The sequence below is a fragment of the Xanthomonas sp. NCPPB 1132 genome (assembly GCF_056629235.1).
In genome coordinates, this window is sequence record NZ_CM152819.1 from 4,399,684 (window position 1) to 4,411,766 (window position 12,083).

The window sequence follows — 12,083 nt, forward strand, 5'->3', positions numbered from 1 at the left end:
CGCGCCTACGGCTCCTTGCGCAGCAGCCGCACTTCCTGCGGCGACTCCAGCGCGATGCCCTCCTCGGCCAGGCGCTGCAGCAGAGCGAAGAACAGTTCGCTGCGGGTGCCGTAGGTCAGGCGCGGCGAGGCGACGTAGGCGAAGCTGTTGAGGGTCACGTGGCCATTGGCGATGGAGTCGATGAATACCGACGGCGCCGGGTCGTCCAGCACGCCCTGATGCGCCGCGTACAGTTCCAGCAGGATGGCGCGCAGCTTGACCACGTCGGTGCCCAGCGACACCGCGAACTGGATCTGCACCCGCCCCAGCGGCCCGGCCAGGGTCATGTTGCGCAGGGTCTTGGTGATCAGTTCGGAGTTCGGCACGATCAGGGTGGAGCGGTCGCCGACCTGGATCTCGGTGGCGCGCACGCTGATCCGGCGCACGTCGCCTTCCTGGTCGCCGATCTTGATCCAGTCGCCGATCTTGACCGGACGCTCGGCGAGCAGGATCAGGCCGGACACGAAGTTCTGGGTGATCGACTGCAGGCCGAAGCCGATACCGACCGACAGCGCGCTGACCACCAGCGCGATCCGCTCCAGGCCGATGCCCAGCGCGGCCAGCGCCCACAACGCCGCCAGGATGATGCCGACGTAGCGCGCGACGGTGCTGATCGAGTTGCGCGAGCCGTCGTCCAGTTCAGTCTTGGGCAGATAGGTCTGGGTCAGCCAGCGATGCAGGTACTGCATGACGCCCAGGCCGAGAAGCAGCACCAGCACGGAGCGCGCGATCGCGCCCGGGTACAGCACTACCTTGTCGCTGACACGGATGCCGTCGGACAGCAGCGAGAACCAGTCCGAGATGATCGAGACATTGGTGCCGAACGGCATCAGCAGGGCGCCGATGCCGATCAGCAGCAGCACCACCCGCAGCAGCGCCGAGGTCAGCACCCCGGCCTGCTCCAGGCTGCTCGAGCGTACCCCTAGCGCGCCGTTGGCGGCGCGGCCGATGCGGCCTTCGCTGGCGAACAGCCACAGCGCGAAGTCGTCGGCGAAGGTCATCAGCAGCCGCACCGCGCCGACGATCATGGTGATCCAGATGATCTGCCGGGTGATGAACAGGCCCAGATGCAGGTAGCCCAGCAGCGCCGCCAGCAGCGCCACCACCACCGCGACCTTGACCAGCACGCCGATCAGCGCGAGCACCCCGCCGTGCTGGCCGGGCGGCGGCGGCTGGTCGTTGGCCAGCGCCTGCGCCGCCGCCTCGGCGTACTGGCGCCGGCGCAGCCGCGTCAGGCTGGTCAACGTCGCCAGGATCAGCACGCCGTAGACCAGCGCGATCACCCCGTCGGCGGCGACGGTGGCCGAGTCGCTGGTGCGCGCGGCCTGGTTGATCACCAGCAGCATGCTGCTGAGCCAGGCCAGCGCCGCGGTGGCCCAGGTGTACTTGCGCAGGCGCCGCGCGGTGGCGTCGTCGATCGGGAACAGCCGCCAGCTCGGCTGGTTCGGCAGCAGCACGCTGGCGCCGAGCGAGCCCATGAAGGCGGCGGCGAAGCTGACCCACACGAACCCATTGAGCACCGCATCCAGGCGCTCGGGCACCGCATCGATGCTGCGCAGGGCCTCGGCCAGGGCCAGCGCGGCCAGGCCCGGGGTCAAGGTCCCCAGCAGCAGGAACCAGATCGCCAGGCCGGAGCGGCGCAGGCGGCTGCCCGGCGCGCGCGACACCGCGTAACGCTTGCCCAGCCAGCGCAGCAGATAGCGCAGCGGGAACAGCAGGATCAGCGCGATGGCGATGCCGATGCCGAGCGCACCGTTGCCGTGTTCGGCGAGCGCGCCCTGCAGCGACTGCTGGCCGAGCGCATACAGCGCCAGCAACTTGGCCTGGTCGTCGGGAAAGTCGTCGGCGATCTGCTTCCACAGCGTCGGCGACAACGGCGAGGGCGAGCGCAGCGACAGCTCCTGGCTGAAATGCTCGGCGCGCGCGCGTTCGATGTCGTCGGCCAGCTGCCGTGCCTCCACCACCATCAGCTTGCCGCGCTTGACGCCCGAGTCCAGGGCGTCGCGCTGCTTGGTCAGCGCCTTGCGCTGCGCAGCGATGTCGGGGGAGTCGCCGGTGGCGGCCGGACCGAGCTGTTGCAGACGCGCATTGACCTGGGCCAACTGCTGCGAGAGCGCATCGGCGGCCGTCTGCGCATCGTTGGAGGCGTCGGAGACCTGCGTGACCAGGTCCTGGAAGGCGGCCTGGTTGCCGGCATCCACTTCCTTGCCGCGCGCGTCCTTCAGCGACTTGGCGGCGTTGTCGAGCAGGGTCTGCGGGTCCGGCGGCGCGTCGGCGGCGTCCTGCGGCTGCGCAGAGGCCACCGCCGCGCACAGCCACAGCAGCAGCAGGACGTAACGCAACAGGGAAGACGGGGATGCGGAACGGGGCAGCAGGCGCACGCAGGGACCGGCACGGGCAAGCGCGGACCACCGCGCGTGCGGCGCACTATACGGCGCGGCGCTTGAACCGGGCCAGCGTGTTGGCGCGGGTATGTTGCGAGGGGGCGCGGAACACCTGCGCGCGCGGTGGCCACAAGGGTGGCCCTCCCATCAAAACCGGGATCGCACGTAGGAGCGGCTTCAGCCGCGAGAGGCTTTACCGGCAACCTTGACCGGGACCGCCCGTCGCGGCTGAAGCCGCTCCTACGACAGCAGGCGGGTCGCCGCGACCGACGCCCGGGTTCACCGCGCGTACGTCACCAGCACGATCTTGCCGATATGCGCGCTCGACTCCATCAGCGCATGCGCCTGCGCCGCCTCCTGCAGCGGGAAGCAGCGGTCCACCTGCGGCTTGATGCGACCCTCGGCCAGCAACGGCCACACCCGCTCCTCCAGTTCGCGCGCGATCGCTGCCTTTTCCATCACCGAACGCGGACGCAGGGTCGAGCCGGTGTGGGTCAGCCGCTTGGCCAGCAGCGGCATCAGGTCCAGTTCGCGCACCTTGCCCTGCTGGATGCCGATCTGCACGATCCGCCCGTCCAGCGCCGCGGCCTGGTAGTTGCGCGCCAGGTAGTCGCCGCCGATCAGGTCCACGATCACGTCCGCGCCGCGGCCCTCGGTCAGGCGCATGGTCTCGGCGACGAAGTCCTCCTCGCGATACAGGATCGCCGCTTCCGCGCCCAGCGCCAGGCTGGCGGCGCGCTTGTCGGCCGAGCCCACGGTGCTGATCACCCGCGCGCCGAAGGCCCGCCCGAGCAGCGTGGCGACGCTGCCGATGCCGGAGGTGCCGCCGTGCACCAGCAGGGTCTCGCCGGACTGCAGGCGGCCGCGCTGGAACACGTTGGTCCACACGGTGAAGAAGGTTTCCGGCACCGCCGCGGCCTCGGTCAGGCTCAGCGCCGCCGGCACCGGCAGGGCGTTGCGCTCGTGCACCACCGCGTACTCGGCGTAGCCGCCGCCGGCAACGAGCGCGCAGACCTGATCGCCCAGGCGGTAGCGCTCCACGCCCTCGCCCAGGCCGACCACCTCGCCGGCGAACTCCAGCCCCGGCAGCGGCGACGCGCCCGGCGGCGGCGGATAGCTGCCCTGGCGCTGCATCACGTCGGGACGATTGACGCCGGCCGCGGCCACCCGCACCAGCAGTTCGCCGCGCCCGGGGTGCGGCAGCGGCACCCGCACCGGGACCAGCACCTCGGGCGCACCGGGCTGGCGGATCTCGATCGCGGTCATGGTGTCGGGCAGCGCGGCGGCGTGGGTCGGGGACATGGCGGGGTCCTGGCAAGAGCGCGGCGCACGCAGGCGCGGGCGCGTGGGGGAACCGCGATGATCGACCCTTCGCGCTGAGTGGTCCGTGACGGCGGGCGGCCTTTACCCCGGCCCCGTGGCACCCGTAGGAGCGGCTTCAGCCGCGACAGGCATTCCCGGGAACGCCCGGTCGCGGCTGAAGCCGCTTGTGTCAAATGAGGGTCTATCGTTGCAGGTGAGAGCGGAGTGCGGCAGGCCGTTTAGCCGTAGTGCCAGCAAGCACGAGTAGGAGTCAGCGCCGCCGCACCCCGTGTCTCCTGCCTCATCAGCCCGAACAGTTGCCCGAGTCGCGAGCTCGAACTCCACAAGCATGGGCGTCGGCAGGAGTGCTCTCGTGCCTGAGTCTACTGCGGAGAACGTCTATGCGACGCTATATCGGGATCGATGTATCCAAGGCCGAACTGGTCATTCATGTCCTGCCGGACGAGCAGACCTGGACCCAACCCAATACGCCACAGGGGCAGCGTGCGCTGGCCCAACGCCTGGCCGAGTTGGGCTGCGAGCGGATCGTGCTGGAAGCCAGTGGCGGCTACGAACATGCCGTGCTGCAGGTGCTCCGAGAGGCGAACCTGCCGGCAGTGCGGATGGCCGCCGATCGTCCGCGCAAGCTCGCCCAGGCCTTGGGCCTGCATGCCAAGACCGATGCCCTGGACGCGCGCCTGCTGGCCATCGCCGCCCAGCACATCCCGACCATGCCCACGCCCGTGGTACCTGAGCACCAGCAGTCTCTTCGCGAACTGCTGGACCTGCGTGCCACCCTGGTGGACCAGCGCGATGCCCATCGGCGGCGCTTGGAACACATTACCAGCGCCAAGGCGCAACACCGCTGCCGAGAGGTGATCGCCCTGCTGAACCAGCAGATCCAGACGTTGACGCAGGAGATCGAGCAGCAGGGCAAGACCTGCTCGAGCCTACCCAAGGTGCCTGGGCTCGGGACGATCCTGCGCGCGGTTCTGGCCGCGCGGCTGCCAGAGCTGGGCACGCTGCCGCCACGCAAGCTCGCTGCCCTGGTCGGGCTGGCCCCGTTCAATCACGACAGCGGTTGCTGGAAAGGCCAGCGCCGCATCAAAGGTGGACGTGCCGACGTGCGGCGCGTGCTGTACATGGCCACCTGGGCCAGCATCCGCGCCAAATCCCCCTTGGCCAACACCTACGCGCGTCTGCGCGCAGCCGGCAAACCGGCCAAGGTCGCCATCGTCGCCTGCATGCACAAGTTCCTGCGCTGGCTCAACGCCATCGTGCGCGATCACGCGCCATATGCTCCTCCTGTCATCGCAGGTGCATGACAGTTGACTCCTACGGTGCCGCCAAGCGCAGGCGCCAGCTAATCGCCCACCGGCGCCGCCTGCGCCGGCCACTCGGTCATCGGTGGCACGGCAGCCTTGACCCGCTGCGGATCCAGCCGTGCCTGCAACGCCGGCAGCGCGATCGCCAGCGGGCAGCGCAGGCGGCCACCGCAGCCGGGCAACGGCCAGCGCCGTTCGCGCAGGCCGCGGCCGTCGAAGCGGTTGCCGCGCAGCGCCGGCAGGGTCGGCACCACGCTGCGCAGTTGCAGGAAGTCGTGGCCGTCCTGCCGCACCAGTTCCAGCAGCAGCGCACCACCCGGCGGATACGCGTCCGGCTGGCCGCGCACGATGGGATCGATGCCGAACAGGCCGGCCAGATGCGCCAGGTTGGTGTCGTGGCCCAGCAGCACCAGCGCGCGCGCGTCCGCCGGCGCCAGCGGCGCCACCGCCGGCGCCTGCCCGGCCGCCGCCTGCAACGTCGCCAGCAGGTGCGCGAGCAGGTTGGAGCCACCGGCACGCGCCGCCGGCAGCGCCCGCTTGCTGTAGGCGAAGGAGGCGTTGTGCAGGCCGATCAGCCGCTGCAGCGCCGCGGCATCGGCGCGCCCCCAGGCCACCTGCGGCAACGGCAGGCCCTGCGCGTACTCCAGCATCAGGTTCTCGGCCAGGCTGCCGGCGGTCTTCAAGGCCTTGGCCGCCTGCCCCGGATCCTGCAGCCGCTGCGGATCGTCCAGGCGCGGCGCGTCCTGCGCAGCGCAGGCCGACCCCGCACAGCCGGACAGCACGCGCTGCAGCGCGCGCAGCCGCGCGCGTGTGGCCGCGTCCAGGTGTGGCGGCGGTGCGGGCGTATCGTCGTCCTTGTCCTCGTCCTTGCCGAAATGGAACAGCGGGTTGTTCTGCGACGTCGGCAATGCGAGGTAATGCGCCTGGCATCCCGGCAACAGTCCCTCGGTGAAGGCCGCCGCGCTGTCGTGGTTGCGCGGCGTGCTGTCGCCGATCACCACCGCGCCGGACCCGGCGCAATCCGGCGCCAGCGCCGCCGTGGCCAGCCAGCGCTGTCGGTAGCGCGCGCCGAGCGCCTGCATGCCGGCGGCACCGTGCGCCGTGAGCTGGCCGGGCGCCACCGGCCATTGCGGCCAGGGTTGCGTGGCGTACCTGGCCAGGTCTTCTGGCGATTGCGTCGGTGCGCGCACGCCATGGCGCATCACCACGATCGTCAGGCGCACCTGCGCCGCATCCGGTGCGGTAGGCGCCTTGGGCGATGCCGCCACCGGCCAGGCGGCGCTGGCGACGCACAGCAACGCGGCCAGGCACCATCCGTTGCGCAGTCGTGCGAATCGGGAAGCGAACATGGCCGGCCTCAGAACTTCAGCGACAGGTCGAGGAACACGCCGCGCCCGGCCAGGCCGAAGTACAGCGGCTGGTTGTCGGAAGAGCGGGTGCCGGCGTAACCGATCAGCGCATGCCGGTTCAGCAGGTTGTTGACGTCCATGCTGATCGAATAGCCCTTCAGGCCGTACGGCCCGTGCGTGCTGCGGTAGCCCAGCGCCGCATCCAGGCTGGCGTAGCCGCCCAGGCGCTGGTCGTTGCCGAACACGGTGGCGCCGTTGGCCGCGGTGGTGTTGTCCACGCCGTACTGCGCGCCCACCACCTTCTCCATCAGCGAACCGAAATAGCCGGTGCCGCTGTTGTACAGCAGGCCTAGGGCGGCGGTCACCCGCGGCGTGCCGGCGACCTGGGTGCTGCTGTGCTTGTAGGTGGCGTCGTTGTAGCTGGCGTTGGCGTACAGGCTCAGGATCGGCGTCAGCGCGTAGGTGGCCTCGGCCTCGGCGCCGCGGTACACCGCACCGCCGCCGTTGACGAAGGCGCTCTCGGTGCCGCTGTCGGTATTGATCAGGGTCTGGCTGATGTAGTTGCTGAAATCGATGTAGTAGACGTCGGCACCGAAGGTCAGGCCGCGCGCGGCATAGCTGGTGCCGAGCTGGTAGTTGCTGGTCAGCTCCGGGCGCAGGCCGCGGGTGCCGTTGAGTTCGATCACGTCGATCGGCGGCGCCAGGAAGCCGCGCGCGGCCTGCACGTAGCCGCTCCAGTGCTCGTTGAAGCTCTGGTGCAGACTCAGCGACGGCAGCGTGGCGTCGTAGCTGGCCTCGCTGTGCGCCGGCGCCGGCGGCGTGCTCTTGTTGAGTTCGGCATCGAGCTGGCGCTGCACCCGCGCGTAGCGCAGGCCCGGGCTGAGGGTCAGGCTGTCGCTGAGCTTCCAGTCGTACTGCAGATACGGCTGCAGGGTGTCGGTACGGTCGTGCAGGTTGTAGTTGTACAGCGGGCCGTACTTGGTGCCGCTGGCCGCGCCGGTCGTCATGTCCACCGGCAACTGCTGGCGCTCGTCCAGGTTGCGCTCCACCCACACGCCGGTCTGCAACTGGCCCGGTCCCAGGTCGCGGGCCAGCCGCAGTACATCGCCGAAGGCGCGGAAGTCGTTGTCCGAGAGCTTGCCCGGCACGTCCTTGGCGGCCTTGGACAGCTTCTTGCCGGTCGCACCGTAGAAGGTCACACCGTTGTCGGCAGCGCTCTCGCTGGTGGGGATGCTGGTCTTGGAAGCGGTGTGGTCGAAGCTGTTGTAGTAGACCTTGTTGTCCAGGTCCCACTCGCCCAGGCGCGTGCTCAGGCCCAGGTAGGTGAAGCTGGAATAGTAGGCGGCGGCGTTGTAGCCGGTGTAGTTCTGCAGGGTCGGATCGTTGCCCAGGCCGTAGCGCCACCCATGCTGCGCGATCTGCGCGCGGGTGGCGCCCTGCACGGTGTTCTGGTGCTCCTGGTTGTAGCTGCTGACGAAGGTCAGCGTGGTCGCCTCGCCCAGATCGGTGACGGTCTTGAGGAAGGCGTGCTCGCGGCGGTCGTCGGTGCCCTTGAGGTAGGTATCGCTGGCTTCCTTGGACAGGTCCGCGAACAGGCGCGTGTTGCCGATGTGTTCGTCGGCGCTGACGCCGCCGGCCCAGGTGTTCCAGCTGCCGCCGGTGCCGTAGACGGTGACCCCGTCGACCTCGCTGGGATTGCGCGTGCGCAGCGCCAGGGTGCCGCCGAAGGTGGCGTTGCCGATGGTGGCGCCACCGCCGGGGCCGCGGTCGATCTCGGCCTGGCCGAGCACGTGGTTGTTGAAGTAGGCCGAGGTGGTGTGGTGCAGGTCGCTGGCATCGCCGAAGGGGATGCCGTCGAAGGTGATGTTGAACTGGCCGTCCTGGAAGCCGCGGATGCTGATGCCTTCGTTCTTGCCCAGGCCCGGGCCTTCCGGCGAGGTGGTCACCACGCTGGGCGCGTACTTGATGATGTCGTCGTAGTTGGAATTGAGGCGCAGGCCGTCGCGGATGAAGCGCTCGTCGATCACCGAGGTCGGCTGGCTCGCCTCCAGCGGCGCGGCGCTGGGCGCCAGCGTGTCGACGCTGTTGGCGGTGACGTTGATCGGCGCCAGTTCGCGCGGACCGTCGTGTTCCCCATCGGCCTCGGCGCGCGCCGGGGCGGCGCTGCGTGGCGCGCGCGGCGCGGCGGCCGGCGCGGCGGCGACGCTGCTGCGCACGATGGCGACCGAGCCGGGCGTCAGCATGCGGTAGTCCAGGCCGGTGCCGGCGAGCAAGGCATGCAGTTGCTGCGGCGGCGCCAGGCCGGCCGGCGCGCCGCTACTGCGCAGGCCTTCGGCCAGCGCCGGGTCGTACATCAGTTGCAGCCCGCTGCTGCGCGCGAACTGGTCCAGCGCCTGCGCCAGCGGCATGGGCGCGATGGCTTGGGCCGTGGCGGCGGGCGCCGACCAGGCCGGCAGCGAGGACAGACTGCCCAACAGCAGGGCGATGGAGACGACGAGAGGCTTGCGCATGACGATCACACCGGACGGGAGGAAGGGCGGCCCCGCGCGTGCTGCGCGACGGCCATGTTTCCTAGGAGTGCCCCGGTGCGCCGTGCGGCTACCGTCGATTGCGTGAATTTTTTCTTACAGCGGCGCCGGTGCGTGGCGGATGGTCACCGCGTGCGCATCGCGCTGCACCTGCACGTCCGGCAGGCTGCCGAGATAGGCGACGAAGGCCTCCGGATCGCGCAGGTGGAACACGCCGCTGACCCGCCGCGCCGCCAGCGCCGGGTCGGCGATGCGCAGCGGCTGCGTGGTGTAGGCATTGAACAGGCGCGCCACCTCGCCCAGGCTGCGATCGTGCACGCCGACCTGCGCCGGCAGCCAGGCAGTGGCATCGGCGATGTCGGCATGGTCGCGCCGCGCCAGCACGCGGCCCTGCGCATCCACCCGCGCCTGCTGGCCGCCGCCCAGGTCGGCCAGCGTCGTCCCCTCCGACGGCAGGTCGCCGCGGTGCCACCACGCCGGGGTATCGCGCGACACCTGCACCCGCCCCTGCAGCACGGTGACGCGGGCGCCGCCGGCCTGCGGGTCGACCCCGAACACCGTGCCGACGTCGCGCAGCACCAGCGCACCGACACTGACCCGCAGCGGCCGCGCCGGATCATGGCCGAGATCGAACACCGCCTTGCCGCGCAGCAGGGCGATGTCGCGGCGCTGCGTGCCGTAGCGCACCGCGATCGCACCGCCGCGCTCCAGTTGCACCACGCTGCCGTCGTCCAGCGCGACACTGCGCGGCGCGTCCGCCGGCGCTGCATACACCGTCGCCGGCACCGCCTCCGGCGCGCTCAGGCGCAGCGCCACGCCCGCGGCGGCCAGCGCGAGCACGGCGGCGGCCGCCAGCGGCCAGCGCCTGCGCCGTGGCAGGACACGCCGCGGGTGGGGCACCGACATCGGCGTATCCACATCCGGCCGCAACGGCACCACCACTGCCCCGCTGCGCAAGGCATGCGCGCGCAGCTGCGCACTGCTGGCCTGCTGCGCCAGCGCCGCGGACGGCAGGTCGCCGTGCATCCGCGCGATGTCGAAATAGGCGGCCACGTGCGCCGGCGAGTGCCGCAGCCAGGCCAGGAACTCGGCCTGCCGGGCCGGCGGCAGCACGGTCTCGCGCTGCGCCAGGTACCAGTCCGCGGCCGCCTCGGCGACGCGCTGCGCATCCTCACGCATAGCGCGCCATGCCCTGCCGGCACACCGCCAGGCCCTTGATGATGTATTTCTTGACCATGTGGCTGGAGATCTGCAGTTGCTCGGCGATCTCCTGGTAGCCGAGTTCGTCGCGGTAGCGCAGCGTCATCGCCGCGCGGCACTTCGGCGGCAGCCGCGCCATCAGTTCGGCCAGGCGCTGCCGGCGTTGCGCGCGATGCACCTGCGCATCGGCTTCGCAGGGCACCGCCAGCCGCTCCAATACATCGTCCAGGCAGGTGTCGCGCTGGCTGTTGCGCTGGTGCAGCAGCGCGTGCTCGCGCATCAGGTTGGCGGCGATGGTGAACAGGTAGGCTTCGGGGTTGGCGATCTCCGGCGCGTGCGCCTCGCTGCGCTGCAGCCGCAGCCACACTTCCTGCAGCAGGTCGTCGGTATCCCAGGCCGCGGCGCGGCGCTTGCGGAAATAGCGGCTCAGCGACGGCCGCCATTGCAGGAACAGCCGCGACAACGCCGGCAGGGGTTCGGAACGCACCAGCCACTCGCAGTGCCGGCGCCATCGGCGGCCGGCGATTCGGAAAGGCTGCGATGCTGGTCCTCGGCGATGACAGTCCGATGACGCACGGGTCCTGCGGGCGCAGCGGGGCGGTTGCGCCCCGGCAAGCATTCAGTTCACCGCTGCCTGCCGGGTTCGCGCGATCGGGGCATGCAACGCGGCCGGTCACCGCGGCTGCGCCCGCGCCATGCGAGCGGCGGCCGCGCATCCCAGCGTTTCCCGTGCAGGACAGGATGTCCTTCGGAGCGGCCTTCCGTTCCATCGGCGTCGCCCCATATGGTGAAGGTTGCCGCGTCCAATTCTTGGGCGGCGTTCGCATGAAGGATCTCGCCATGACCGACCCCATCGTCCAGATCAAGCCGCTTGGCTTCCCTTGGGACACGATCGACCCGTTCCTGTTCTGCGTCTACCACGACGATGCCTACCCCGCCGGCAACGGCGCGATGGGCCCGGCGGCGTCCCTGCATGGCCGCGCCATCGGCCAGGACTTCAGCCGCAAGGACGGCTGGAGCATGTATCACGGCGAGGAGATTCCCGGCTTTCCCGGTCATCCGCACCGCGGCTTCGAGACCGTGACCATCGTGCGCAAGGGCCTGATCGACCATGCCGACTCGCTCGGTGCGGCGGCGCGCTTCGGCGCCGGCGACGTGCAGTGGGTGACGGCCGGCGCGGGCATCGTCCATTCGGAGATGTTTCCGTTGCTGGACACGGCGGCGCCCAACCCGCTGGAGCTGTTCCAGATCTGGCTCAACCTGCCGGCGCGCAACAAGCTGGCTGCGCCGCACTTCACCATGTTCTGGTCGGAAGACCTGCCGCGCTTCACGGCCACCGACGACGCCGGCCGCACCACCGAGGTGGCCTGCGTGGCCGGCCGCATCGGCCCGGTCGACGCCGCGCCCGGCAGCGCCGGCGGCCCGCTCGCGCCGCCACCGGATTCGTGGGCCGCGCAGGACGATGCCGATGTGGCCATCTGGACGATCCGCATGGCACCCGGCGCACGCTGGACCCTGCCCGCCGCACAAGGCCGCGGCACGCGCCGCAGCCTGTACTTCTTCAAGGGCGCAGCGGTGACGGTGGGCGGGCGCCCGGTGACCCGCCACGCGGCGATCGAGTTGCGCGCCGATCAGGCGGTCGAGTTGATCAATGGCGACGGCGAGGCGAGCGAGTTCCTGGTGCTGCAAGGCCGACCAATCGCCGAACCGGTGGCCCAACACGGTCCGTTCGTGATGAACACTCAGGCCGAGATCGCCCAGGCCATGGCCGACTATCGCCGCACCCAGTTCGGCGGCTGGCCATGGCGGGACGAGGCGCCGGTGCACTGCAGCGACCCGACCCGCTTCGCGCGCCATCCGGATGGGCGTGAGGAGCGGCCGGCGTCGCGCGCGGTCGCCGCCGACGTCTAGGGCGTGTCGCCGATGCGAGAGGTTGCCGCGTTCCCAGCCTCGTAG

The 12,083-nt window shown here is 70.7% G+C and carries 8 protein-coding genes; 2 read left to right on the top strand and 6 right to left on the bottom strand.

Features of this window, described 5'->3' with window-relative positions:
• Nucleotides 1-5 precede the first annotated feature (5 nt).
• Nucleotides 6-2,420, bottom strand: a complete 2,415-nt coding sequence (locus AC1G9L_RS18875; RefSeq protein ID WP_481069705.1) for a DUF3772 domain-containing protein — start codon at nucleotides 2,418-2,420, stop codon at nucleotides 6-8.
• A 282-nt stretch (nucleotides 2,421-2,702) separates the two neighbouring features.
• The gene (locus tag AC1G9L_RS18880; RefSeq protein WP_481069706.1) at nucleotides 2,703-3,725 is read right to left on the bottom strand and encodes an NAD(P)H-quinone oxidoreductase; all 1,023 of its coding nucleotides are present in this window, start codon (nucleotides 3,723-3,725) and stop codon (nucleotides 2,703-2,705) included.
• A 401-nt stretch (nucleotides 3,726-4,126) separates the two neighbouring features.
• Here AC1G9L_RS18880 and AC1G9L_RS18885 point away from each other — a divergent pair, with 401 nt between their 5' ends.
• Nucleotides 4,127-5,050 (top strand): IS110 family RNA-guided transposase, encoded by a 924-nt coding sequence (locus AC1G9L_RS18885; RefSeq protein WP_481069707.1) that lies wholly within the window; start codon nucleotides 4,127-4,129, stop codon nucleotides 5,048-5,050.
• Between the two features lie 38 nt (nucleotides 5,051-5,088).
• Here AC1G9L_RS18885 and AC1G9L_RS18890 read toward each other — a convergent pair whose 3' ends face one another.
• The 4 genes from AC1G9L_RS18890 to AC1G9L_RS18905 form a co-directional block, all read right to left on the bottom strand.
• Nucleotides 5,089-6,399 carry a histidine-type phosphatase gene (locus tag AC1G9L_RS18890; RefSeq protein ID WP_481069708.1) on the bottom strand — a complete coding sequence of 437 codons (1,311 nt, stop codon included), beginning with the start codon at nucleotides 6,397-6,399 and terminating at the stop codon, nucleotides 5,089-5,091.
• Nucleotides 6,400-6,407: 8 nt separating this feature from the next.
• The gene (locus AC1G9L_RS18895; protein WP_481069709.1) at nucleotides 6,408-8,909 is read right to left on the bottom strand and encodes a TonB-dependent receptor; all 2,502 of its coding nucleotides are present in this window, start codon (nucleotides 8,907-8,909) and stop codon (nucleotides 6,408-6,410) included.
• A gap of 114 nt (nucleotides 8,910-9,023) precedes the next feature.
• On the bottom strand, nucleotides 9,024-10,106 hold the full coding sequence (locus AC1G9L_RS18900) for a FecR family protein (RefSeq protein WP_481069710.1): 1,083 nt from the start codon (nucleotides 10,104-10,106) through the stop codon (nucleotides 9,024-9,026).
• Nucleotides 10,099-10,614: an RNA polymerase sigma factor gene (locus AC1G9L_RS18905; protein ID WP_010342400.1), complete on the bottom strand. Its 516-nt coding sequence runs from the start codon at nucleotides 10,612-10,614 to the stop codon at nucleotides 10,099-10,101. Before AC1G9L_RS18905 ends, AC1G9L_RS18900 begins: the two co-directional genes overlap by 8 nt.
• A 353-nt stretch (nucleotides 10,615-10,967) precedes the next feature.
• Here AC1G9L_RS18905 and AC1G9L_RS18910 point away from each other — a divergent pair, with 353 nt between their 5' ends.
• Nucleotides 10,968-12,038, top strand: a complete 1,071-nt coding sequence (locus AC1G9L_RS18910) for a pirin family protein (RefSeq protein WP_481069711.1) — start codon at nucleotides 10,968-10,970, stop codon at nucleotides 12,036-12,038.
• Nucleotides 12,039-12,083: the final 45 nt, after the last annotated feature.